19 protein-coding genes and 1 pseudogene are annotated in these 26,500 nt (G+C 38.6%); 17 read left to right on the forward strand and 3 right to left on the reverse strand.

Annotated elements, in window-relative coordinates; translation table 11 throughout:
- Window positions 1–259 precede the first annotated feature (259 nt).
- The 16 genes and pseudogenes from BEGALDRAFT_RS07775 to BEGALDRAFT_RS07845 all read left to right on the forward strand — a co-directional run bounded on the left by BEGALDRAFT_RS07775 (window position 260) and on the right by BEGALDRAFT_RS07845 (window position 17,787).
- Entirely contained in the window at window positions 260–667 is a 408-nt protein-coding gene (locus BEGALDRAFT_RS07775) for a pilin (protein ID WP_002685413.1), read from the forward strand.
- 120 nt (window positions 668–787) lie between these two features.
- Complete coding sequence (locus BEGALDRAFT_RS18120) at window positions 788–2,737, forward strand: hypothetical protein (RefSeq protein WP_002685415.1); 1,950 nt, start codon at window positions 788–790, stop codon at window positions 2,735–2,737.
- 128 nt (window positions 2,738–2,865) lie between these two features.
- Window positions 2,866–4,722 carry a hypothetical protein gene (locus BEGALDRAFT_RS07785; RefSeq protein ID WP_232281976.1) on the forward strand — a complete coding sequence of 619 codons (1,857 nt, stop codon included), beginning with the start codon at window positions 2,866–2,868 and terminating at the stop codon, window positions 4,720–4,722.
- Window positions 4,723–4,768: 46 nt separating this feature from the next.
- Window positions 4,769–6,718 (forward strand): hypothetical protein, encoded by a 1,950-nt coding sequence (locus BEGALDRAFT_RS18125; RefSeq protein ID WP_002685419.1) that lies wholly within the window; start codon window positions 4,769–4,771, stop codon window positions 6,716–6,718.
- Window positions 6,699–7,559 carry a glycosyltransferase family 2 protein gene (locus tag BEGALDRAFT_RS07795; protein WP_002685422.1) on the forward strand — a complete coding sequence of 287 codons (861 nt, stop codon included), beginning with the start codon at window positions 6,699–6,701 and terminating at the stop codon, window positions 7,557–7,559. The genes BEGALDRAFT_RS18125 and BEGALDRAFT_RS07795 overlap by 20 nt, the downstream gene beginning before the upstream one ends.
- 209 nt (window positions 7,560–7,768) lie before the next feature.
- Complete coding sequence (gene nadE, locus BEGALDRAFT_RS07800; protein WP_002685424.1) at window positions 7,769–9,757, forward strand: NAD(+) synthase; 1,989 nt, start codon at window positions 7,769–7,771, stop codon at window positions 9,755–9,757.
- A 33-nt stretch (window positions 9,758–9,790) separates the two neighbouring features.
- The gene (locus BEGALDRAFT_RS07805; RefSeq protein ID WP_002685430.1) at window positions 9,791–10,834 is read left to right on the forward strand and encodes an MlaD family protein; all 1,044 of its coding nucleotides are present in this window, start codon (window positions 9,791–9,793) and stop codon (window positions 10,832–10,834) included.
- Window positions 10,831–11,430, forward strand: a complete 600-nt coding sequence (locus tag BEGALDRAFT_RS07810; protein ID WP_002685432.1) for an ABC-type transport auxiliary lipoprotein family protein — start codon at window positions 10,831–10,833, stop codon at window positions 11,428–11,430. Before BEGALDRAFT_RS07805 ends, BEGALDRAFT_RS07810 begins: the two co-directional genes overlap by 4 nt.
- A 23-nt stretch (window positions 11,431–11,453) precedes the next feature.
- Window positions 11,454–12,260: an inositol monophosphatase family protein gene (locus BEGALDRAFT_RS07815; RefSeq protein WP_002685434.1), complete on the forward strand. Its 807-nt coding sequence runs from the start codon at window positions 11,454–11,456 to the stop codon at window positions 12,258–12,260.
- Window positions 12,261–12,328: 68 nt separating this feature from the next.
- Window positions 12,329–12,918 (forward strand): annotated as a pseudogene (locus tag BEGALDRAFT_RS18760) (IS1 family transposase).
- A gap of 285 nt (window positions 12,919–13,203) precedes the next feature.
- Window positions 13,204–13,566: a roadblock/LC7 domain-containing protein gene (locus BEGALDRAFT_RS07820; RefSeq protein ID WP_002685436.1), complete on the forward strand. Its 363-nt coding sequence runs from the start codon at window positions 13,204–13,206 to the stop codon at window positions 13,564–13,566.
- Window positions 13,567–13,608: 42 nt separating this feature from the next.
- Window positions 13,609–13,971, forward strand: a complete 363-nt coding sequence (locus BEGALDRAFT_RS07825; protein WP_002685438.1) for a CZB domain-containing protein — start codon at window positions 13,609–13,611, stop codon at window positions 13,969–13,971.
- 843 nt (window positions 13,972–14,814) lie between these two features.
- A complete protein-coding gene (locus BEGALDRAFT_RS18130; protein ID WP_002685440.1) occupies window positions 14,815–15,999 on the forward strand; it encodes a hypothetical protein in 1,185 nt (394 codons plus the stop codon).
- 17 nt (window positions 16,000–16,016) lie between these two features.
- Window positions 16,017–16,574 carry a GTP-binding protein gene (locus BEGALDRAFT_RS07835; protein WP_002685441.1) on the forward strand — a complete coding sequence of 186 codons (558 nt, stop codon included), beginning with the start codon at window positions 16,017–16,019 and terminating at the stop codon, window positions 16,572–16,574.
- Between the two features lie 20 nt (window positions 16,575–16,594).
- On the forward strand, window positions 16,595–16,957 hold the full coding sequence (locus BEGALDRAFT_RS07840; RefSeq protein ID WP_002685443.1) for a CZB domain-containing protein: 363 nt from the start codon (window positions 16,595–16,597) through the stop codon (window positions 16,955–16,957).
- A gap of 38 nt (window positions 16,958–16,995) precedes the next feature.
- Entirely contained in the window at window positions 16,996–17,787 is a 792-nt protein-coding gene (locus BEGALDRAFT_RS07845; protein WP_002685445.1) for an ABC transporter ATP-binding protein, read from the forward strand.
- Window positions 17,788–18,369: 582 nt separating this feature from the next.
- On the opposite strand, the gene BEGALDRAFT_RS07850 is transcribed toward BEGALDRAFT_RS07845, so the two are convergent.
- The 3 genes from BEGALDRAFT_RS07850 to BEGALDRAFT_RS07860 all read right to left on the reverse strand — a co-directional run bounded on the left by BEGALDRAFT_RS07850 (window position 18,370) and on the right by BEGALDRAFT_RS07860 (window position 23,376).
- The gene (locus tag BEGALDRAFT_RS07850; protein ID WP_002685447.1) at window positions 18,370–19,911 is read right to left on the reverse strand and encodes a response regulator; all 1,542 of its coding nucleotides are present in this window, start codon (window positions 19,909–19,911) and stop codon (window positions 18,370–18,372) included.
- A complete protein-coding gene (locus BEGALDRAFT_RS18135) occupies window positions 19,904–22,111 on the reverse strand; it encodes an ATP-binding protein (protein ID WP_002685449.1) in 2,208 nt (735 codons plus the stop codon). Before BEGALDRAFT_RS18135 ends, BEGALDRAFT_RS07850 begins: the two co-directional genes overlap by 8 nt.
- 464 nt (window positions 22,112–22,575) lie before the next feature.
- Window positions 22,576–23,376, reverse strand: coding sequence for a transporter substrate-binding domain-containing protein (locus tag BEGALDRAFT_RS07860; RefSeq protein ID WP_002685451.1), 801 nt, complete (start codon window positions 23,374–23,376; stop codon window positions 22,576–22,578).
- A 194-nt stretch (window positions 23,377–23,570) separates the two neighbouring features.
- Here BEGALDRAFT_RS07860 and BEGALDRAFT_RS07865 point away from each other — a divergent pair, with 194 nt between their 5' ends.
- Entirely contained in the window at window positions 23,571–26,474 is a 2,904-nt protein-coding gene (locus tag BEGALDRAFT_RS07865) for a HEAT repeat domain-containing protein (RefSeq protein WP_002685452.1), read from the forward strand.
- Window positions 26,475–26,500 lie beyond the last annotated feature (26 nt).

Below are 26,500 nucleotides of genomic sequence, written 5' to 3' on the forward strand. Positions count from 1 at the left end.
AGACAACTGAGAATAAAACAATTCCTCACTAAAAGTGCTGTTGAACAACAATAAAACCTGCTGAAAATAGACAAGTGAGGAATAGACAGATAATGGGATTACTGAATAATACAAATTTTTAATTAATAAAATAAATAGCTTATTTGATTTTAAAAAATTGGCACATTCTATGCCTCTAGGAAAGTAGCCTGAACAGTAAAAACTGAATACTCTACTCAGGCAACACAAAAACTTTAACCGAATTTTAGGAGTAACATCCATGAAAGCCACTCAAAAAGGTTTTACCTTAATCGAGCTCATGATCGTTGTCGCGATTATCGGTATTTTAGCTGCTATCGCAATTCCTGCTTACACCGACTACATCAAGAGAGCCCAAGTCTCTGAAGCCGTCCAATTACTCGGTGGTTTAAAAACCCCTGTTGAAGAATGGTACAGCAACAAAGGCACATTCCCACCAATCAAATCCATCAGCGCAAAAACCATTGGTAAATACGTCAAAAACGTAGACAAAGACACTGGTTTAGCAACCTACTACGCAGAAATGTCCAGCTTTACCAAAATCAATGGTAAAGTCCAATTAGGTTATAACACCACGAAGAAAGTTTGGACTTGCTACGCTGATCCTGCTGCCGACATCTACAAATATGTTCCTACCAACTGCAAATAATCTTGCATAGTTAGGCTCATAAAAACCCACCTTAAGTTTAAGGTGGGTTTTTTATTTTGTGGGGCTGTCTGATTAACCTAATCTATCAATACAGTATCCATTCAATTGATTCACCCGCTTATGACATTAATTCAAACGCCTCATTTACAAACTTATACAATTAGCGGGATATTTTTTTTATGCTTAATTAGCTATGTATTTATGCTATCTCCCTATTTAGGCGGGGGATTTATTTTTGATGATTTCCCAAACCTTGATGGGTTGAAATATATCAATGCCGATAATTTCTGGCGACAACTTATCCAATTTATAACCGAAGGCGGTGCTGGGGAATTAGGTCGCCCGATTTCTTTATTCTCTTTCGCACTACAATATCAATCTTGGTTTAATGTAGAAGTTGAAGCCTTTAAATATGTGAATTTAATGATTCATTTATTAAATGGCAGTTTAATTTTTTGGATACTCATTTTACTGACACCGCTATTCTTAAAATCTAACTCCCTACGTTATTCATTTGCCTTATTAGTTACTGTTATTTGGTTATTCCATCCAATACAAATATCAACGGTTTTATATGTTGTGCAACGTATGGCACAACTTGCTACGCTATTCATGTTATTGGGAATTCTTTTATATTTAAAAGGGCGATTTTTATTAGCGGATAATCGTTTGGGTTTAGGTTTTTTTAGTGTGAGTTGTGGCGTGATATTGGGCGGAATTCTCGCTACGTTTAGTAAAGAAAACGGTGTATTACTCGTTTTTTACTTATTAGTATTAGAATTTACACTATTGCAAAAATTAAGAACGCCAAGATATTGGCAATACTGGAAAATTAGCTTTCTTTATATACCTTGTTTACTATTAATTACTTATTTACTCGCTAGTGTTTTGTTTAGCCAAAAATTTCATGCCAGTTATACCGCTTTAGACCTCACTGTTATTGATCGACTTTTAACACAAAGTCGCATTCTGTTTAATTATTTATCTCAAATATTATTAATAACATCTGAACAGTATGGCTTAATGCACGATGATTATATGTCCTCTCGGAGCTTACTTTCTCCGCCAATAACTCTTTTTACCAGTGTTTCCCTCATTATCCTCTTTCTTTCCGCGATTAGATTAAGAAAAAAGTACCTCATTTTTTCTTTTAGCCTGTTATGGTTTTTAGCTGGACATCTATTAGAATCAAGCGTTGTTCCCCTCGTGCTATATTTTGAGCATCGGAATTACTTACCATTAATGGGCATTAGCGTTGGACTTGTTTATAGTGTTTTTTGGCTTTTTACATATCTTAATAAAAGCAATATACGCTATTTCATTGTTTTTTTTAGTTTGTTATGGTTATCATTTGCCGTTTACTTATGTACTGTACAAGCAAAAATTTGGGCTAATCCGCTCTATCAAGCAAATTTATGGGCAGAAAAACATCCCAATTCATTAGTCGCACAAACGATGCGCGCCTCTGCTTATCTTTCTCTTGGGTTAGAAACTGAAGCCGAGCAAACTTATTACAAAATGGTTGGCAAATTTCCAGAAATAGCCTCACCAACTGTTTTTTTGTATAGCCGACGTTGCTTCTCATCTCAGCGGGTTTTAGCCCCCGTAGAAATTGATTTCTTCATAGACAAAGTGAAGACAGCCAAAATAGATATAGCGACATTAACCGCTTTAAGTGTGATAGTGACTGAACAAGTAAACCAACAATGTACAGCGATTCCTTTAGCGGTCACTGAAAAGATAATAACCGCTATATTAGAAAATCCATCTACCAGTATTCATAAACGTCATGTTTATGTTTTACAGTCTATTTTATATGCCTATAAAGCCCAGTTTGCAGCCGCTTTAAATAGTCTCGACCAAGCGATTGCACTACATGATAATAAACCAGCGCATTATTTTTGGCGGGTGACTTGGCTGATTAATTTAAGAAAAATTACGCAGGCAAAACAAGCACTCGTGGAAATTGAGAAAAATTTTAACTTTTTACAACGCTATATCTATAAAGACAAAATTGCGTTTTGGCGAGCTGAACTTGAGCGCGTTTCTTCAGTAGAGCAATCTCCCTAAAATTTAGCCTTAGCACTTATGCCATGAAATTATTAAATCATTATTCAATCGCAGAATTCATTTTAGGGTTTTTATTTTTCCTTTTACTAATTAGTCATGTATTACTCTTACTCCCTTACCTAGGAGGAATGTTTATTCTGGATGACTTTTCTAATCTCAATGCGTTAAAAGATTTTAGTGAAGATAATTTTTGGCTTAAATTTGGTCAATTCGTAACAGAAGGTGGAGCAGGGGAATTAGGTCGCCCGATTTCTCTTTTATCCTTTGCATTACAATATCATGCGTGGTCAGATATCCAAGCATTTAAATATGTGAATTTAATGATTCATGTATTAAACGGTAGCTTAGTTTTTTGGATATTTGTACTTATTGCACCATTAACAGCACTTTCTCCGCATCAACGCCATATTCTCATTTTCTTAGCAACGGCTATTTGGTTATTCCACCCCATTCAAATATCGACAACTTTATATGTTGTGCAACGCATGGCACAGCTTTCTACCCTATTTATTTTATTGGGGATTGTGCTGTATTTAAAAGGACGTTTTTTATTAGCTGCGGACAAATTAAAAATCGGCTTTTTTACGGTTAGCGGTGCCGTTGTAATTTGCGGTATTTTGGCAGTTTTCAGTAAAGAAAATGGTGTTTTATTAGTCTTTTACTTATTAGTTTTAGAATTTACCTTATTACAATCGTTAAAAACCCCTGTTTATTGGCAATCTTGGAAATTTGTTTTTTTATATTTACCTTGCGCCTTATTAATTGCTTACCTGTTGTATAGCGTTGGATTTAGCCAAAAAACACACGAGAATTACATCACATTAGGTTTTACCGTTACTGAACGATTATTAACACAATCGCGGGTTTTATTTGATTATTTATTACAAATTTTACTTGTAAATCCTGAGCAATTCGGTTTAGCACATGATGACTATGTGCTCTCTCACAGCTTGTTAGAACCATCGATTACCTTATTTACCACAGGGGTAGTTTTAGCTTTCCTAATTGCTGGGTTTTGGTTTAGAAAAACGGTTATTGTTTTTTCATTCAGTGTTCTATGGTTTTTTGCGGGACATTTATTAGAATCTAGCGTTATCCCTTTAATGCTGTATTTTGAACATCGCAATTATTTACCCCTTGTTGGGGTTAGTTTTGGTTTGGTGTATGGCTGTTTATGGTTATATAACTATCTTAAACAAAGCAAAATGCAGGGGATTATCATTTTTTCAGGGGCATTATGGTTAAGTTTTGCGGTCTATCTTTGCTGGGTACAAGCGACAATTTGGGTAAACCCTTTATATCAATCAAACTTATGGGCTGAAAAACATCCAGATTCACGCATTGCTCAGTCTTTAAAAGCTTTTGTGTATATTTCTTTAGGATTTGAGGCAGAAAGCGAACAAGTTTACCGTGAAATGCTGGTGAGATTTCCCAATGCAACAGGCCCCATGTTGTTGTTATATGGCAGACGTTGTTTTTTCCAAGAAAATTTAACCGATGTAGAAATTAATGCCTTATATGATAAGGTAAAAACAGCGCGAGCAGATTCTGCCTCTATTGCGGCGTTAAATACCATTGTTAATGAACGAATGGCGGGGCGATGTCAAGCCATCTCAGTAGAAGCGGTAGAAAAAACCTTGCAATATTTATTAGAAAACCCGCAAACAGGCAGTTATAAGCGTAATTTGTATGTATTACAGTCTCTATTTTATAGTCATCAATCAAAATTTGAGCAAGCATTGCAAGGGATTGAACAAGCCATTGCGTTAAAAGATGACACACCTGATTATCGTTTTTGGCGGTTAGCTTGGCTATTAAGCCTTAATCGTCAAGCAGATACGGTGCAGGCATTTGCTGACATTGAAAAACAGTTTAGCTTTTTACAACGTCTGATTTATAAAGATGAATTAGATTTTTGGCAACGTGAAATTGCTAAAATCGCGCTTTCTAACCCTAAAAATGAGCAAGGGCAGCCCACACAGTGAGAGATGCTGAACCTCTTTTTATAACTAATTTATTACGATGAATTTTATGCACTTGACTTTAAAAACACGTTATTTTTTAGGATTGATTGTTGCGTTATTTCTCTGTGGCTGCTTGTATTGGTCAGGTTTACAAGGCGGTGTGCTGTTTGACGATTATAGTAATTTGAGTGAGTTAAACAGTGTTAAAACGGCTGAAGATTGGAATAAGTTTGTTTGGCAAGGGATTGCGGGGGAATTGGGCAGACCCATTTCTTTATTAAGTTTTGCCTTACAGGTTGACGCATGGCAAGCCAATAATGTTTGGGTTTTTAAGTTAGTCAACTTAGGAATTCATTTATTAATCGGTTGTTTATTATTTATATTGTCGTTGCAACTGACAAAATATTTAAAAGTGACGGAAAATCAAGCGTTATTATTTGCTTTATTAAGTAGTAGCCTGTGGTTAATTCATCCTTTAAATGTTTCTACAACCTTGTATGTTGTGCAACGGATGACGCAGTTATCCACCTTGTTCACTGTATTTGGCATTATGACTTATTTATATGGTCGACAATGGATAACGGTTAAACCTTATCAAGCCTTATTTTTCATGTCGTTGGGTTTAGTGGGTGGCGGGTTATTGGCTGTATTAAGTAAAGAAAACGGGGTGTTAATTCTTTTTTATCTGTTAGCGTTAGAAGTGAGTATTTTGACCGTTGCCCCTAAGCCCCGTATTTGGTGGATATGGGCAAGTCTTTTTCTATTTTTGCCAACTTTATTATTTTTAGGGTATTTAGGAACAAAAATTGATGATTTTTTAACTATTTATACGATTAGAGATTTTAATTTGACTGAACGGTTATTAACGCAAAGTCATGTGCTTGTTGATTATTTATCTAAAATTTTTCTCATTAATACAAATCCTTTCGGGTTATTTCAAGATGATTTTCCTATTAGTCGCGCTTTATTCACGCCGATAACAACTTTATTGTCAGTCGTTTTTTTAGGGGGCTTATTTGTTGGGGCGTTATATTGGCGTAAGCGTTTTACGGTTGTTGCCAGTGGGATTTTATGGTTTTTTAGTGGTCATCTTTTAGAATCAAGCATTATTCCGTTAGTGATTTATTTTGAACATCGTAACTATTTGGCGATGGTTGGCATGTTGTGGATAGTGGCTTATGGCTTTGTCTGGGGTATTCAGCGGATAGAGAAACCGATTATACGGCATGTATTAATAGGGGTAATGGGGTTGTGGGTGGTCATGATGGGGCTTAAAACAGCTTTAGAAGTTGATATTTGGAGTAATCCGATTAAGCAAGCCGTTGTCTGGGCGCAAGAAAGACCGCAATCTTTTTATGCGCAATCACAGGCAGCTTCTGTTTTGGCCAGTTTTGGGCAATTTGCGCAAGCGCAGAAGTATCATGAACAGATGATTGCACAAAGTCCTGAGGATAGTGCACCTTATTTGTTATGGTTAGCTTTTCGCTGTTTTAGTGAACAGGTACAAACACCTGATATGTCTGTTTTATTGGAAAAAACCAAAACAGGTCGTGTGAGTAATGGTTCTTTAGAAGGGGTTAATGCTATTGTTGGTTTGCAGAAGCAACAACAGTGTGCGTTAGTTTCTCGTGAAACAGTGCATACGATTTTAGAAAATTTAATTCAGAATCCAAAGAGTTCTATACATCGCAAAGATATTTATGCAATTTATAGCGATTTATTATTTTTCGAGAAAAACTTGCCATTAGCAATAGAAATTGCTAACAAATCATTGGCTTTAGCGTATGATGCGCAGCTGCATTATAATGTTATTCGTTGGTTATTTGAGATGCGGGATTTTCAGGCTGTTTTAGAACAAATTCAGTCTATGCGCCAACGCTTAACTTTGACAAATCGTCATTTATTTAGCAGTGAATTGGATAATTTAGAAGCCTTAACTCGTGAGGCTTTGCTCGCACAACAACCTGCGAACGCTAACAACTTTTCTGGGAAGGAAAATGACAACAACAAGCCTTAGCATTATTTTACCCTGTTTAAATGAGTCAGGTGCTTTAGAAGGGACTTTGCAAAAATTGACTGCGTTGTATGCTCATGCAGAAATTATTGTGGTAGATGATGGTTCTTCTGATAATTCGGCAGAGATTGCAACACGGATGGGGGCAAAAGTTATTCGCCATCCTTATCGGAAAGGCAATGGTGCGGCGATTAAAACAGGGGCGCGTCAGGCAACAGGGGATATTTTGATATTTATGGATGCTGACGGTCAGCATGACCCCGCAGATATTCAGCGGTTATTGGCTGAGATTGATAAGGGGCATGATATGGTTGTCGGGGCGCGGGGCATGGAGTCGCAGGCAAGTACGGCGCGTTTATTTGCGAATACTTTTTATAATCGTTTAGCCAGTTGGATGGTTGAACAGCCGATTGCTGATTTAACATCGGGTTTTCGGGCGGTGCGGGCGAAGCTGTTTAAGGAATTTTTATCGTTATTGCCGAATACGTTTTCTTATCCGACCACGATTACAATGGCATTTTTCCGTGCAGGTTATAGTGTGAGTTATATTCCGATTGTGGCACATAAACGGATTGGTAAAAGTCATATTCGTTTATTTCGGGATGGGGTACGGTTTTTATTGATTATTTTTAAAATTGGGACGTTATACGCGCCATTAAAATTATTTGGTTCGTTGAGTGTGGCTTTTTTCTTGTTGGCATTGTCTTATTATGGCTACACTTTTTTTACAGATGGTCGTTTTACGAATATGGGCGCGGTGTTGTTTACAACCGCTATCCTTATATTTTTAATTGGTTTAGTCTCTGAGCAAATCACACAATTATTATATACCCGCAAAGAGTGATAAAATAACTTAAGACGCGCTCCGCTTTGGTCTTTAGCACTAGGGCGGGGCGCGTGTGGTTATTGAGTTTCTCATCATTTCTCATTGCAAACGGATAGTTTATCGTTTGTCTTATTGAATATCGTTTTCCAATATCAATCTGTTGTTTTAGTTTTGGAAATTAAAACAGGATTTGAAGTCTGCGCGACTAAAGACTAGGGATATCGGGCATGAAATACATCAAAGTGGGTGCAGCCGCACTGAATCAAACGCCTTTAGATTGGATAGGGAATCAACAAAATATCCTTGCGGCGATTGAGGCAGCACGGGCGCAAAAAGTGAGTATTTTATGTTTACCTGAGTTGTGTATCAGTGGTTATGGTTGTGAAGATGCGTTTTTATCTCCGAATACGTTGATTGAATCTCAGCAGGTGTTGCATCGAATAGTCCCCCATACAAAAGAAATGGTGGTTGCGGTTGGTTTGCCGATTAATTATCAAAATCGTATTTATAATGCGGTTTGTTTATTGGTGAATGGTGAGATTTGTGGTTTTGTCGCAAAACAATTTTTAGCAGGGGATGGGATTCATTATGAACCCCGTTGGTTTAAGCCTTGGACATCTGGTGTTTATGTTGAAATCGAGTTACAGGGCAAACGTTACCCATTAGGCGATATTTATTTTAATTGTGGTGGCGTGCGGATTGGTTTTGAAATTTGTGAAGAGGCTTGGGTTGCTAATCGTCCTGGTATTCGGCTTGCGCAGAAAGGCGTGGATATTATTTTAAATCCCAGTGCGAGTCATTTTGCTTTTGATAAACATGCTGTTAGAGAGCGTTTTGTTTTAGAAGGGTCGCGGGCGTTTAGTGTCAGTTATGTTTATGCCAATTTGTTGGGGAACGAGGCGGGACGGGCAATTTATGACGGCGATTGTTTAATCGCAACAGGGGGGCAGTTATTAGCAACCAGTAAACGCTTTAGTTTTGCTAATTTGCAATTAATTAGTGCATTGGTTGATGTCGATTTAACCCGTATTTCGCAAGCACGAACGGGCGATTGTGTTCCCAATTTGGACACCCGTATTTATGTCCCGTTTAATTATCCTGAATATTTACCAACTCAAGGCGGAACAACACAACAGCCATCATGGGAATCAAGCCCGACTTTGAAAGAGGAAGAATTTACACGGGCGGTTAGTTTAGGCTTATTCGATTATTTACGTAAAAGTCGTTCTCATGGTTTTGTCGTGTCCCTTAGCGGTGGGGCGGATTCTTCTGCTATTGCTTGTTTAGTGCGCTTAATGGTGGCGTTAGGGCTAGAAGAGTTAGGCGTGCGCGGATTTTGTAATAAATTGCCTTATATTAAAACCTTACCGCAAACAACCATTGGCGATATGGTTAAACAATTACTGACTTGTGTTTATCAGGCAACAGAAAATTCAACGCAAATAACCCGCCAAGCGGCTGCAACATTGGCGCAAGCACTTGGTGCAGATTATTTAGAGTTGAATATTAATAAACTGGTTAAAGCCTATATGGAAATTGTCAGTACGGCGACGCGCTATGATTTAACATGGGAAAAAGATGATTTAGCCTTGCAAAATATTCAAGCCCGCACTCGCGCCCCTAGTGTTTGGTTAATTGCCAATATTCGTAATGCCTTATTACTCGCAACCAGTAATCGTTCAGAAGTCGCACTCGGTTATGCCACAATGGACGGGGATACGGCGGGCGGTTTAAGCCCATTGGCAGGGATTGATAAAGATTTCCTCCGCCATTGGTTACGTTGGTTAGAACACGAGGGGGCTATCAGTTTAGGCGCAATTCCCGCGCTTGCATTGGTTAATCAACAAGCCCCAACAGCAGAGTTACGTCCGAATACGCAAGGAAAACAGCAGCAAACGGATGAAGAGGATTTAATGCCGTATAATCTACTGAATGTGATTGAAAAAGCTGCGATACGTGATAGACAAACTCCGCGAGAAATTTTTCAATTATTGCGTACTCGTTTCCCTGATTATCAAGAAACACAACTTTTGACATGGGTAGAACGTTTTTTTACCCTGTGGAGTCGAAATCAATGGAAAAGGGAACGCTACGCGCCGAGCTTTCATTTAGATGATGAAAACTTAGATCCGCGCAGTTGGTGTCGCTTCCCCATTCTCTCAGGGGGATATCAATTAGAACTTGCTGAAATGAAAGCGCGATTACACAAAAAATAATCTACTGCTTTCATTAAGAAATATATCTATACAATGGACAACAAAGCTAATTATGCCCTTGTCGGCTTATTCGTGATTATCCTGAGTATTGTCATGATAGCGTCTGTACTCTGGTTAACGGTCGGTACAGAAGAAAAGGTTTATATCACTTATCAAATTTATATCCATGAATCCGTTTCAGGGTTAAATGTTAAATCTCCCGTAAAATACAAAGGGGTAGAGGTGGGTTATGTTCACCATATCAGCCTAGACCCTAATCGCCCTGATGAAGTCCAAGTCCTGCTTAAAATTGAATGGTCGACCCCTATTCGTCAAGATACAACGGCGACACTTTCATCCCAAGGTTTAACAGGACTTGCATACATAGAGTTAACAGGTGGAACAGGAGAGTTTTTATCAAAAGAACCCGATATCGGTGATGAATACCCTGAGTTAAAAACTAAACCCTCTTTGCTCGTCCGTCTCGATACAGCTGTTTCAGAATTAATGGGTAATCTCAATAAAGTGTCGACTGCAACGGATGGGATACTTGCTGATATTAAAAATCTAACGACCTCTGTTGATGATGTTTTTTCTCAACAGAACCGCACGATGATTGCTAAGACACTACAAAATATAGAAACGCTGACTCATACCTTAGCCAATCGTTCCACTTTAATCGATAATACCCTAGTCTCAGCACACAACACCTTAGAAAATAGTGCACAAGTGACTAAAGACTTGCCTAATCTGCTTAATCAATTGGCAAAAACCTTGAGTTCTTTAGAACAAACTGCGCAACAATTCACCAAAACAGCCAATACTATCAATACCGTTGTTGACGCAAGCCGTTCAGACATTGGCAAAACAACTCAAGCTATCGCTAAAGCCGCGCAAGGGGTAGAAATCACGGTCAATCAAAGTAAACGCGGTATTGATAGCTTTACGCAACAAACCCTTCCCGAAGTCAATAACACATTACGAGAATTACGCGAACTGATTGCTAATTTACGCGGGCTTAGTCGTGAATTAGAACGTAATCCAAACATTATTTTCTTTGGAAAATCTAAATCTGCACGAGGACCCGGAGAAAAATGAAGACTTATCATGGGATAATCTACCTATTATTATTCAGCATCAGCGCATGTAATCCCCTGAGAAAAGAAGATATCCCCGTTCAAAACTACTTCTTTGATTTGCCATTACAAACAATCACCCTCACAGAAACAGGCAAAACCCTATTAGTCTCTATGCCACAAGCCACTTCAGGCTATGACCGTGTTGAACAAACTTACATCCGTACTCCTGCAACCTTAGAAACTTATAACCATACTCAATGGGTTGATACACCTGCCCGCATGTTATTGCCACTACTTGTCAATCGATTAGAAGCAACGGGCAAATTCGGTGCGGTTTTATCCGCCTCCACAGCCTCTATGCTCGGTGAATACCGCTTAGATACTGAAATTTTACGTATTCAACAAGAATTTTTAAGCCCAAACAATCAAGTGCGTTTTATGCTACGAGCACAACTGCTTAACATGGAACATCAACAAATTATTGCAACCCGTGTTTTTGAAGCAGTCGCCCCCACCAATACACCTGATGCCGATGGGGGCGCAAAAGCGATGAATCAAGCCATCGCAACCGTTTTACAAGAAATCACCCAATTTGTACTTGCCCACATTCAATAAGCTGTTAAAGGAAATTCGCTGTTATGCACCCCATGTTAAATACTGCTATCAAAGCCGCCCGCCTTGCTGGTGCGCTGATGGTTCGCGCTCGAGAACAAGGCTCAAACTACACTGTAGATCGTAAAGGCAAGGGGGATTTTGTTAGCAACATAGACAAACAAGCCGAAGCCATCATTATCGAAACGCTACAACGCGCATACCCCGAACATACGATTCTTGCTGAAGAAAGTGGATTACAAACTAACCCCAAAAATAGCGATTATGAATGGATTATTGACCCTTTAGATGGGACTAGTAATTTTTTACACGGCTCGCCTCATTTTGCAGTCTCCATTGCCCTACGTTATCAAGGACGTATTGAACAGGGCGTTGTTTATGACCCTTTACGACAAGAAATTTTTACCGCTTCTCGCGGTGCAGGAGCATTTTTAAATGACCGTCGAATTCGTGTTTCATCACTAGCCAATTTAGACGATGCGTTAGTTGGAACAGGATTTCCATTTAAATATCCGCTCTATATCGACAGTTATATGGCAACTTTTCGCGCCTTGTTTCCAATGGTTTCCGATGTTCGCCGTGCAGGTTCTGCCGCGCTAGACCTTGCCTATGTTGCCTGTGGTCGTTTAGATGGATTTTGGGAAATTGGCTTGCAAGAATGGGATATTGCCGCAGGCGTTTTATTAGTAGAAGAGGCGGGGGGATTATTAAGCGATTTTAGTGGCGGGTTTAACTATTTTAAAACAGGTAATATTGTGGCAGGGAGTCCCAAAATTTTTAAAGGGATTTTGCAAACCATACAACCCCATTTACTACCTGAGTTAAAACGTTGATAGTGCTAAACAGGTAAGGTTGATAGGATATAAAGAACCTCCCAGAAAAAGAGAACGCAAAACGCAAAATGCCAGATTGTCCCGAATGTCAAAGTCCTCATGTGATTAAAAAGGGAAAAACGCATTTAGGCAAACAAAACGACAAATGTCGTGGGTGTGGTCGCCAATTTGTAGAAAATGCCAACCCAAAGCGAATCAGCCAAGAGAGCTAGGAACAGGTAGAGAGATTGTTAAAAGAAAAACTCTCCCTTGCAGGCATTTCAGGGACATGGCTACAACGTTATGTGAACCGAAGGAGCGTTGCAATTAGAGTGCGATGAGGTCATTCGTGGGTAAGCGTCGTGAAAGAGAAGTGGTTGGAAAACGAGATAAGAGTGGTGCGTCAGCATGATGGAAATCCCTTCTAGGCGTTTATCGTCAATGTGCAGTGTGTTATACGGATTTTTGGGAGGCGTATAAAGGGGTATTACCCAGTAAACGTCACCGAACGGTTGGGAAGGAGACAGGTTTAACTAATCATATAGAACGATTTAACACATTGAGACAGCGAGTCAGTCGCTTAGTTCGCAAAACGTTATCCTTCTCTAAGAAATTGCAAAATCACGTGGGAGCTATCATTTTTTTCATTGATCATTACAACTCATCCTTACCTGTTTAGCACTACCAAAAACTTTATCTAAAGAACCAATTTGCTATGAGTTTGTACTTTAAAAAAACTTTGTTTAATTAAATAAAGTACGTTAGTATTTTAGCAAATTCTAACACACGCAAACTCTACACATTTCTAACAAATACCGTACTATAATGGGCTTTGAAAGCGATATTCGATAGCTTTGATGACGGTAACAATGGCATGATGTCGCATCAACACTAACTGCAAAATCAGCACTTAGCATGATTTATTGGTTGATTAGGAAATCTTATATACCTTAAGGAGTATGCAATGCGTGAAGAAATGCTTCGTTCAATTTTAAGCGAACTAAACGGCACATCAGCGGATATCGAAGCATCGGCTGTTATCTCTACGGACGGATTAATTATGTCCGCAATGCTTCCTAGTACGATGGACGAAGATCGTGTTGGTGCAATGGCGGCTGCTATGTTGTCATTAGGTGATCGTACCGCCCATGAATTAGGTAGAGGTGAGTTAGAACAAGTACTAATCAAAGGTGATAAAGGATATGTCTTATTAACCCATGCGGGCCCTGATACGGTCGTCTCTGTTGTCGCTAAACCAACGGCTAAATTGGGCTTAATTTTCTTAGATGTCAAACGTGCTGCTGCATCAATTAGCAAAATCATGTAAGGCATGATAAGAAAACATTGATGCTAAAATGGAGTTATGCTGATGGCGAATAAAGCATTTTTTATGCTCAGGCTAAACGACCATATACAATACTTACGGAAAATGGATGCTGCATTAAAAGGTGAAAGTGATTTTGCAGGCATGACCCACCAAGACTGTAAGTTAGGTAAATGGATTTATGGTGAAGCACTTAATGAAATCGCCAGTTTACAAGAAAAAGATAAGGCGAAAACAATTTATGACAGTATGTTAGAACCACACGAAAAATTTCATGCCGCTGGGCATAGAGCATTATCCTGTAAGCAATCAGGTGATGACGCAGGTGCGCAAGCAGCAATGACAGAGATGCACGTACTGTCTAATACCTTGACCACAAAACTATTAGAATTAGACAAGTTAAGTTAGACCAACAGTAATGATTAAAAAATCTGACGAGTGTTGCTAGGTTCTTCTTTGAACCTGCCACCCGTTAGAAGTAGGATATTTCGCACTCCCATCGTCACAATATCAACGATAAAACCATCCGTATTTCAATATTTTCCCCCCATCATACTCCTCAATAAAATAACCTGAGTTCGGCGAGTTTCTTTTAAAAAGACAACAGTTTGTCTGAATCAGGATTCACAGGATTTTCAGGATTAAAAAGCGTGATTCACCTGACTTTTTGGTTTAAGGGTTTTATAGCAAACGTATTATAAAACGACATGAAGGACTGGCAGTCCTCACAGGACTGCCAGTCCTAGATTTAAATCACTTTATGGTACGGTTACTATAAATCTTGTTAATCCTGATTCAGACAATGTTTTAATCTGGTCTGATGAATCTTGATGAAAAACAAGAGAATAATCTCTGCCAGTCCTTCAAACCTTTTCGCGTGTTCTGACAGACCTGCTAGGTTTTAAAAACCTAGCAGGTCTCTGTTTTATTTTATAAATATCGCCGAACTCAGGTTAAAATAGGACTAGCAGCCCTCACAGGACTACTAGTCCTCCGCATCGTTTTATAGTGCGTTTACTATATTGTCTTTTTAAAAGAAGCTCGCGGAACTCAAGGTTAGTCTAAAAAACAGTGGTCGTGTTAAACAGTTAGTTTTACAACGTTGTCACTTGCATTTAAGCGAACTTACTGTTATCACTTGAACCTTATTATAAATAAAAGAAAAAACCCAATAAAACAGACTGGCATGTTTTTAGCTGTTCAGAATATAAGAACTTTTCCACTATTTGACGAGCGTATGGATAACCTACTATGACCGCGTTATTACATGCCTCCCCTTCGCCAACAATGCACCAAACAACTCATAATTCCTTACAAATTGCCACAGTAGGAATGGATAAACAGGCGCGTCATTTACTTGAGCTGGTGTTCAAAGGGCCAGGACGAGGACAATATACTTTAGTTGATGATTTGAATCTTGCAGAAGCAGGCATTTTTGATAAGGACTGTCTAAATGCTGATAACGTTTGGAAAGAATATCGTCAACAAACTCCCCTCTTACCTACTATTATCGTTGCACTACAACAACCTGCAACCTTAGATAAAGCCTGTTGCTTTGTCAAAAAACCCATTGAAGTCGACAAATTATTGACAGCACTTGCACAATTGAAACAATTATCGCTGTCTTTACCTAAGACAACAGCGACAAACTTTGCGCCTATTGTCGCAACACAAAAAGAATATGACGTGCGTTTAGCCAGCACCTTAGCATTAGAACAAGAAGAAGAACAACTGCATATTCTCTGTGGTCACTCAAAAGACATAGACCCCAATGACCCAGAAAGCCAACAACGCGCCTATTACAATCCACAAGATTATCTACAAGGCTTCTTTGAAAAAGCGTTTTTACAAACACAACAACATGAAAGCCCTGCTATGTTACTACAAGGGTTTGCAGAACCGATTCTTATGTTAGCCAATGAATCCATCATTTTATTTGGGCAAAATTTTACAGAAAGTAAATTACGCACCATGACCTTAATGCCATTGAGCAACACAACGCGCTTAAAAATTACGCCCATTGCACAAGAAGAACTAAAAAAACTAATTAGTCACCAACATTTTAACCGCCAAAGTATTGAAAGTTTTCTCTGGAAAATAACTTTATGGACAGCACGCGGACGCTTACCAACGGGAACAGATTTACAAAAAGCCGTGTCTTTAACCCATTGGCCCAATTTCACCCGCTTAGAACTAACGCCCCATGCCATGGAAATTGCCGCATTGTGGACAAGTCGCGCTTACCCACTCCTGACAACGGCTCAATTACTCAATATCCGCCAACGCTACGTATTCGCATTTTACAGTGCAGCAACGACGCTCAAACTCACAACACAAGAAAAATTACAAGAATCTATCCGTGATGAACAAGAACAATCCTATGAAAAAAGAGGGTTATTTCAACGTGTTCTTTCACATTTACGCGGTAAATTCTAACCAGTGGAGACACGTTCATGAGCAACTATAAATTAATCTTCACAGGTCCTTCAGGGGCGGGCAAATCCACCGCAATTGCGGCACTCAGTGACATTCCCGTCGTTACCACCGAAGCAAAAGCCCAAGAACGTAACGAAGGACACCGCTATAAACAAACGATTACCGTCGCACTCGATTACGGCGTTATTCGCCTGCCCAATCAAGACAAAATTCACCTTTATGGAACACCGGGGCAAGAACGCTTTGACTTTATGTGGGACATACTGACAGAAGGCGGATTAGGGCTTATCATACTCATTGATAATGCACGGATAAATCCCTTAGACGACCTAGAATTTTTTGTAAGTAAGTTTAATGAATTTATCCACAACACCAAAGTCGCCATTGGCATTACTCGTATGGATGTAAATGCCTATCCACGCATTACAGACTATCATGAGCGACTAAAAAAATTTAATATAAAGCCCCCATTATTTGATGTAGATGCGCGCTCAAAACGAGATGTTTCTTTACTACTACAATCCCTCATGTTTTCCCTTGACCCCTGTTTACGTGCGCAAGATAACAGCCCTTAACCACTGCGAAAGGATACACCATGGCAAGTAAAGCATTTTTTCTTATGCGCTTGAATGACCACATCCAATACTTAAAAAAAATCGATGCGACTTTAAGCGATAAAGGAGATTTTCAAGGCACTGATTGCCATGACTGCAAATTAGGAAAATGGTTATACGGTGATGGAGATAACGAAGTTTCTCAACTGAACAACCCCATAGCAAAAGAGATATTCTCCAGCCTATTTGAACCCCATGAACGCTTTCACCAAATCAGCAAGCAAGCCCTAGACTTAAAAAAAGTAGGCGATATGGACGGAGTGCATAAATTAGTCACAGAAATGCACGTTTTATCTAACACGATTTCACGCAAACTCTTAGACTTAGATGAGTTAGACCGCTAAAACTGCCATTACTGTTTGCGCACCCACAAGACAAACACATGATAAATCATCCCAATGCTTGCGATGTTCCTGCTCTAATCGTCAACAACTTACATAAACGTTTCGGTACATTAGAAGTGCTCAAAGGCGTGTCACTCACCGCACAAAAAGGCGATGTGATTTCGATGATAGGCTCGTCAGGCTCTGGGAAAAGCACATTTTTACGCTGTATCAACTTATTAGAAATCCCCAACCAAGGGGAAATTATTGTACATGGTGAAACACTCAACTTAAGCCCACAACGCGATGGCTCGCTAAAACCCAGCAATCCGCGACAAGTGGAACGCATTCGCGCCCGCCTTAGCATGGTTTTTCAAAGTTTTAACCTCTGGTCACACCTCACCCTATTAGAAAATATCATAGAAGCCCCTATCCATGTATTACGTATCCCCCGCCAAATAGCGATAGAACAGGCAGAACAACTGTTAGAAAAAGTCGGCTTATACGCCCGTAAACACGAGTACCCGCTCCGCTTATCAGGTGGACAACAACAACGAGCCGCCATTGCCCGCGCCCTTGCAATGAATCCCGACGTGATGTTATTTGATGAACCCACTTCAGCCTTAGACCCTGAATTAGTGGGCGATGTTTTAAAAGTTATGACAGAACTAGCCGCAGAAGGGCGCACGATGGTGATAGTTACCCACGAAATGGGATTTGCGCGAGAAGTTTCTTCACAAGTACTTTTTTTACATCAAGGGATTATTGAAGAACAAGGCACGCCTCAAGCAGTATTTTACGCACCCCGTTCAGAACGCTGTCGCCAATTTATTGCTAGCCGAATTACTTAACCAGTCTGAATTAGAGGTTAGACATTCAAGTATTAACCCGAGTACGGCGAGATAATTGATATAGCAAACGTATTATAAAACGACATGAAGGACTGCCAGTCCTAGATTTAAATCACTTTATGGTACGGTTAACCTGAGTTCGGCAAGTTTCTTTTAAAAAGACAACAGCTTGTCTGAATCAGAATTCACAGAATTTTCAGAATTAGCAGAATTAAAAAGCGTTATTCACCTTAAATTTTTGGTTTTAGGGTTTTAAATTCTGTTAATTCTGAAAATCTTGATTCAGACAATGTTTTAATCTTGTCTGGTGAATTCCGATGAAAAACAAGAGAATAATTTCTGTCAGTCCTTCAACCCTTTTCGCGTGTTCCGACAGACCTGCTAGGTTTTGAAAACCTAGCAAGTCTCTGTTTTATTTTATAAATCTTGCCGAACTCAGGTTAAAACCCTCAAACCAAAAAGTTAAGGTGAATGACGCTTTTTAACCCTGAAAATCCTGTGAATTCTGATTCAGACAAGCCGTTATCTTTTCTTAAAGAAACTCGCCAAACTCAGGTTACTTTGTAGGAAAACTAGTAAATGTTAAGGATGTGCGGGAGTTTGTTCAGGAATAATGGCGGTAAATGTGCTGCCTTTATTTTCTTCACTGTGGACGGTAATTTCACCACCAAGTAAACGGCAAAATTGTTGACTTAATACAAGACCTAAACCCGTACCGCCGTATTGGCTGGCGGTATTATCTGTTGCTTGTGCATATTTATTAAATAGGCGTTTTAGCTGTTCTTCGGTCATGCCTATGCCTGTATCAGTTACAGCAAAACAGGTACTTGGCTGTTCATTCCATTTATCAGGATATACATGTAGGTGAATTGTACCTGCTTTGGTAAATTTGCAGGCGTTACTCAAAAGGTTATAAAGTACCTGCCTTAGTTTTGTATCATCTACATATATCTCTTTAATATCAGGGTGAATTTCAACTGATAAGGTATTTTGATTTTTTGTCACTAAAGGGCTAATGGTAGAAACGACATCTTTGACTAAATGCACGATATCAACTTGCGTTAAACTCGCCGTCATTTTATTTGCTTCTAACTTGGAGAGGTCAAGTACATTATTGATAAGATTTAATAAATATTTGCTGGCAGAAGTAATTTTTTCTAAATCTTCTCCATCTTCTTTTGCGTCTGCTTCTTCTAACAACATTTCGCTATAGCCAATAATGGCATTCAGTGGGGTGCGTAATTCATGGGTCATCCCCGCTAAAAATTCCGCACGGGCTTGGGCTTTTTCTTCTGCCGATTCTTGCGCTAAACGCATTTGTTCTTCACGTGATTTAAAATCCGTAATATCTTCAATAGACCCAACATAACCCACTAATTTGCCATCTTGCACTAACGGATTTGCAATAATTTGTACCCACCGACTATTATCAGCAATTTGTAATGCACATTTATGCATAAATTTTTTTGTGTGCTCGGGGTTTTCTAAAAAGCTTTGCCATGCACTTTTAAAATTTACGCGGCTGTCTGGTAAAAAAACCGCTAACCATTCCTCTGTATCATGCGTTTTAACGTTAAAAATAGATTGCCAACGTTGATTGGTATAAGTAAATTTTCCTGTTAAATCCGCCTGAAAAATACCCGCAGGCGACCACATTGCCAATAAGCGGAAACGTTCTTCACTGGTTTTTAAATCTTGTATCAGTTTATCCCGTTGATACATTAAGATACGAGTTTGTAAGTGTGTGCGAACACGAACGCAGACTTCTTCTTGACGAAAAGGCTTCGTAATGTAATCCACCGCCCCAACACGAAATCCTTCAATCATGTCTTGTGTATCTGTTTTAGCGGTAATAAAAATGACAGGAATATGGGCAGTTGCGGGCTTTTGTTTTAAGTACGTGCAGGTGGTAAAACCATCGATGCCCCCCGGCATCATCACATCTAATAGAATTAAATCGGGTAAGGCTTTTTCAGCAATTTGTAAGGCTTTTTCACCATTATTGGCAAAATATAATTTGTATCCTTCAGGAGTCAATACTTTGCGGAGTACATCAATATTTGCGGGGGTATCATCTACCATCAGCACTCTTGCGCTACTTAAATCTAACTGTTGCTCACTCATATTGAATATTTCCTAAGCGTTCTAGAATGCCATCTATATCATAATTTGCTAATAAATTTTGGAAGGTTTTGGCAAGTTGTTTATGGTTTTCGTTCTCTCCTAGACTCAGTTCTTCAATGACTTGTTCTAAATCGGTTAAATCATTTAGTTCAGCGGCTTCTTGTAAACGATGGTAAATATCTTTAGACAATACCACCTGTGATAAATTCAGTTCTGCTGGATGTTCGGAAGTATTTTGTGTGTTCTCGATAATGTCTTTATATTCAAACTCGACTTGTAAAAAGCGTTTTAAGCAGGTACAAATCGCTTGAAAACGGAAGGGTTTAGATATGAAATCATGAAACCCCGCATCTAATAATGGTTGTGTTTGATGGCGGAGTGTAGATGCAGAAATTGCAATACAAACAGGCATTTTATCTGCGTAACGTTCATGAAGATGTTGAATTGCAACCATGCCATCCATGACAGGCATTCGAATATCCATTAAAACAATATCGGGCATTTTAGCCGCAACTTTATCGAGTGCGTCTTGTCCATTGACTGCTTCATGCACTTCTACCCCTATTTCTGTTAAGAAATAGCTGAGAATATTTCTATTTTCCTTAATATCATCAACGACTAATGCAATAACATGATAACCTTCCGCTAAATGACTGATGCGTTGTTCTTCCACTTCTTTTAAGACATCACCAACCCCTTGCGGTAAGGGTAAATACACGGAAAACGTAGAACCTTTACCTAATTCAGAAACAACACTTACTTTTCCATTCATCAAGTCAACTTGACGTTTGGTAATGGCTAACCCTAAGCCTGTTCCGCCTTTTTCTAGCCCTGCGGTATCTTGCTGGAAGGGTTCGAAAATATTTTCTATCGAACTACTATCAATCCCTGCTCCTGTATCAATCACGTCGAAACAATAAAAATCTTCTTCTAAATGATTAATTTGTAGGACAACTTCCCCTTGATCTGTAAATTTAACGGCGTTTCCTAGCAGGTTAATCAATACTTGACGCAATTTGCCCTGATCTGCGTGTACCATCACATCTTGGCTGATGGTTGTTTCTACTCGCCAACCTAAGCGTTTTTGTTCACAACGCATTTTAAACATGACGGCAATATCATTAACAAATTCATTTAGATAAAAGTTTTCTTCGCGCAGTTCCATTGCACCTGCTTCAATCTTAGAAATATCTAAAATGTCATTAATCAGACCTAATAAATGATTACCACTGTTTAAAATCGTTTGTAAAAACTGTCGTTGCTCATCTGTTAATTTTGTATCTCTTTGTAAAATTTGAGTATAGCCTAACATTGCATTCATGGGGGTACGGATTTCATGCGACATATTGGCTAAAAAAATACTTTTTGCTCTGTTAGCAGCAAGGGCTTGGTCACGGGCTTCAGCAAGTTCTGTTGTGCGCTCGATAACCATATCCTCCAAATGTTCCCGATATTTGGCAAGTTCTGTGTTACGACCTTGAATTTGTTGTAACATCCGATTAAAGCCATCGACTAATTCGCCAAGTTCGTCATGACTAATTTTTTCTCCTCGCAACGTATAGTCATTTTTTTCCGAGACGTTTTGCATGGTGTGGAGCAAATTATCGATAGGTTTAGTCACAACCCGTTGTAAGCGCGAGGCAAGGAGAAAAGCAAATAAAAGCGAAACCATTAATACTAAAATGGTAATCATGGCAATCCAACTAATGCGTTCATTCAGTTCTAATAAATCAGAACGTAAATAAGTTGTACCGATTTTTTCGCCTTCATAAAAAATTTCTTTATAAACTTCTACATAGTCATCTTTAAAAAAATAAATTTCTGACGTATTAATGTCTTTTGCTAAACGGTGTAAAACGGATAAATCTGGCGTAATTTGTGTTGAATTATTGTCGCGGGCATAACTGGAAAAACTAATGTGATCATCTTTAAAAATACTAGCAGAAACAATATGTTTATTAACTTTTAGCGATTCGAGCGTTTCTTGTGTGACTTTATTATCTTTAAACAATAATCCGCCCGCACTGTTGAGACCGACTAGGTCTGCTAGGGTATACAAATCTTGTACCATGCTACGACGGAACGTTAGCATTTCATTAACGATAAAAGCAGTCGATGCGAGCAAAAGAACGAAACCACTGGTTAGCAAAATGATAAAACGTAATTTACTTTTAATAGAAATATCATGTAGCAATAACATTTTTTTACTCATATTTAAAAGAATATTTGATTATTACTAATCAAGTGATTAATAAAACGATTTTGTAAAATACTATCAATCTTTATTAAACAAATGTATCTTATTACATTTATTTAACAAAATTAATTAACTAAGTTACTTTATCTTAAAATAAGTTGGCTTGATTTTATCTATCTTTAAAACGTATTTTTACCATGATAATTCTGTATTATCTTGTAATAAGCTTAATGAGTTATCAGGATATTTGATAGCGTTAAGAAACTTCTGAAAATACTAAATATAGAATACAAATAACAAAATTTAAATGTTTCAGCCCATCTGTTTATCACAAGTCGTGAATGATTGGACATTCACTAACAATTAAGAAGAACCGTTATAACGCTTTAGTCAGTATCCAAATAAGAGACAGTTAGCCATACAGTTAGATTGTAACCGTACAGCCAACTAATGATAAGTGTTTTTACCTAGTAAATGCTGAAAGGAAAGTACTTTGTATTCAATTTATTATAAGTACCATCTTTTAAGACATCAGCAAGTGCTTGATTAAATTTATCGATTAATGCGGTATCTTCTTTACGGAATGCAATCCCAATTTTGTCCTCAGAGACAATAAACTCGTCAGTAAAACGAAATGGTTTTGCTGCTTCTGTTTTTAACCATGTGTACGCCAGCAATTTATCCGTTAAGACAGCATCAACCTCGTGTTTAATTAAACTGTCCCAAACAGCTTGTTGCTCTTCAAATACTTTGACCTGTAACACGCCAAAATTAACCGCAGGTTCTAAATAATGGGCACTGACGGTTTCTTTTTGAACCGCAATTGTTTTTCCTTTTAATTCATTATTTTTGTGAATATTACTGTCTATAGGAACAACAAATGCGAGGGTGTTCGATTGATAGGGGTTACTAAAGGCAAGAAAAAGTTTACGGTCAGGTGTAATCGACATGCTATTTACAATTGCATCATATTGTTTTGTTTGTAACCCTGTCACAATTTTATCCCAAGATTGGGCAGTCACCGTACACTCAAGATGAGCACGTTCACAGAGTGTTTTTACTAAGTCGATGTCAAATCCTTCTACTTCCCCTTTTTCATTCAACATATTAAACGGTGGATAGCTTGCCTCGGTCACGATAATAACCCGTTTTGGTAGTTGTGTTGTTGTAGGCGTTACGGTCATCTGAGTCGACAAATGATATTGATAAAATCCCATCCCTGCGATAATTATCAATAAAACCGCAATAATAAGGTGTGTTGGTTTCATAATCTGAACCTTAGCGTAAGTGAGTAGAAAAAACTAATGCCTAAAAGCAGAAATTGGTAAAATTGCCTAAAAAATGGAGAGAGATGATTGACTCCTGAGTTATTTCACCATTGATATTATATTAATTTATTTATAAAAAGTTTTAAGTCAGCTCTTATACTTAAATCGTTTTATACCATTACGATAGGTTGTGCATGTCCATGCTAAAAAGTGTATTAGCAAATGCTTTAAATATCCGCGCTGGTGAAGGGTTTCCCCTACTTTTACTCTTGATACATTCTTTTTTTAAGGGCGTTTCAACCGTTTTTTTTGAAACAACAGCAAATACACTTTTTTTAAGAGAGTTTGACTCACACTATTTGCCATATGTCTATATGGCAACAGCCAGTTTATCGATAGCCTTTGGTGTAATGTATTCTAAATTAGAGGCTAAATTATCTCCTGATAAATTATTAAGTTATACCTTATGGCTACTCTGGATAGTCTTACTCCTCTTTTATGTTTCTCTCTTGCTTTTTGGAGAAATAGCCGCAATTGCTCCCTTTTTTGCTATCGCAATGATGATTTGGAAAGGTGTGCATTGGATATTATTAACGTTAGAGTTTTGGGCATTGGCAGGCTTAATTTTTAATGTCCGTCAAGGCAAACGCTTATTTGGTTTAACCTCTACAGGTGACATTGTTGCAATTATCTTAGGCGGGGCTTCAGTCACGTTTTTAGTCAATTGGATAGGAACGACACAATTACTTTTAATTTCGCTGATTGGTTTAACAGGTGCATTGGGGATTTTGCGTTATATCGCCCATAGTTGCCCTGATAGTTTTTTAATAACAACGGAAAAAAATGATAATGGTGAAGAAGTTGCCCGAAAACCCTTAGGTCTTCTCATTAAAGAACCTTATGTCATCTTATTCTTTTGTATTTCTGCCATATCCTCTATGGGCTACTACTTTGTCGATTTTATCTTTTATGACACAGTGGGCGCACACTACACCCGCGAGGAAGACCTAGCGAGCTTTTTCGGTTTATTTTTCGCATTATTAGGCTTTATAAACTTTCTCAGTAGTGCCTTACTATCAGGGCGATTACTCACGCTCTACGGTCTAACGGTAGGATTACTATCTCTCCCTGTCATGGTTTTTATAACAACGAGCTTATCTGTCACCATTGGTGTACTAAATGGCACGGTTGGCGCGTTTTTATGGCTTGTCACCCTCACAAAGCTATTAGATGAAGTCCTCCGCACTGCATTTGAATCCCCGACATTTCGCATTCTTTATCAACCCTTTCCTGTTGCAGAACGGTTACGGCTTCAAGGGGTACGTGAATCTATTGTTGAGCCAGCGGCGATTGGTCTAACGGGGATATTCCTACTACTTTTTACCACAATCACAACGCTTTCCGCTTTGCATTTAGCAATGCTCTTTTTAATTTTACTGGTTGCATGGATCACCATTGCATTTTTTCTCCGCCAAAACTACACCCGCGTTTTAATGAACGCACTCAGTAACCGCCGTTTAAATGGTTTATCACTCTCCTTAGAAGATGGCTCTAGCGTTGCCGTTCTCCAAAAAGGTTTAGAAAGTCCACTTGCTGGCGAAGTTATTTACTGCTTAAACACCTTAGAGGAAATGGAACATAATAATATTAATAACTTTTTTATCAAGCTACTAGACCATCCACAGCCCGAAGTACGCATTCATGCCCTGCGGAAAATTGAACAATACAATGTGACCGAAGCTGTAAAAACCGTTAATCAACACTTATTAATTGAAAAAAATACAGCCGCGTTAGGTACAGCTATTCGTACATTTTGCGCAATCAGTGACGCGGAAGCCTTTGAACATGTAGCGACTTATACCAACGTCAACAACCCTAATATTAAAAAGGGGGCGATTGTTGGCTTACTAAAAAATGGGGGAATTGATGGCGTATTAGCTGCAGGCGAGACACTAAATGGCTTACTGGTTTCTTTACAAGCACAAGACCGCTGTTTAGCAGCAGATATTTTAGGAGAAGTCGGTATTACTAGTTTTTATCGACCACTTATCAAACTGTTACATGATAATAATGTCTGTGTCCGCCGTTCAGCACTCGCAGCTTGTGGCAAGCTAAGAAATCCAAAATTATTGCCCTTGATTATAGATAACCTCAGTCATGCGGATACCCGCGAAGCAGCAACAGTGGCACTCGTCGCATTTAGCGAAGTCGCACTGCCAACTTTAGAACAAGAACTCGCCCGACAAGAAAATAACTACACTGTGCAAATTAGAATCCTAAAAGTGTGCGCTCGTATTGGTGGTATAGAAACAACTCAATTCCTTAAAAAACTACTGCTATCTCCGCCCCGTCGAGAAGTCTATTGCCAACTGCTTAAATCGCTTGTTGCCTCTGGTTATCAAGTCAGTGGTGCAGAAGAAGAACAACGGATTGAATTTTTTATCGAGCGTGAAGTGCGACATATCACCTTATGGTTAGCCAGTATTCAAGACATGGGCATAGATAAAACAACCGCGTTATTAGTACAAAGTTTGTATCATGAAATACAAAAAAGTCAGGAATTAATTTTCTTTTTACTGGCTTATTTATACCCAGCAAAATCGATTTTCCAAGCGCAACGGGAATTAAGTGATGAATCAACGGAAAAACGTGCTTATGCGTTAGAAGCACTAGATAATATTATCAGCCATGATATTAAAAACTTAATATTTCCCTTATTAGACAATTTAACGCCAACGCAACGCCTTGCCCGCTTAAATAATCTCTTTCCACAAACGCATAAAAGCCGTGAATTACGTTTGCGTGAATTACTAGAAAGCACACCGATTGCCGTCAGTACATGGACAAAAGCCTGCGCCCTTTTTTCAGTGGGGAATTTATCCAGCACTAATTTACAACCGATTGTTAGTAAAGTACTTGAGAATGCAAGCGATGCATTATTAAGAGAAACAGCGATTTGGACACTCGCCAATCTTAAGCCAACAGATTTACAGGAGCGATTAAGACCTTATATTAAAGACAGTTCACCTCACATCGTTGCTTTAGTGAATGACTTATTAAATCCTGATAGAAATCTGGCTCAATATTTACCTGCGTAACTTGCTGATTTATTGTTTTTAATTAG

The organism is Beggiatoa alba B18LD (genome assembly GCF_000245015.1).
In the GTDB taxonomy this organism is placed as follows: domain Bacteria; phylum Pseudomonadota; class Gammaproteobacteria; order Beggiatoales; family Beggiatoaceae; genus Beggiatoa; species Beggiatoa alba.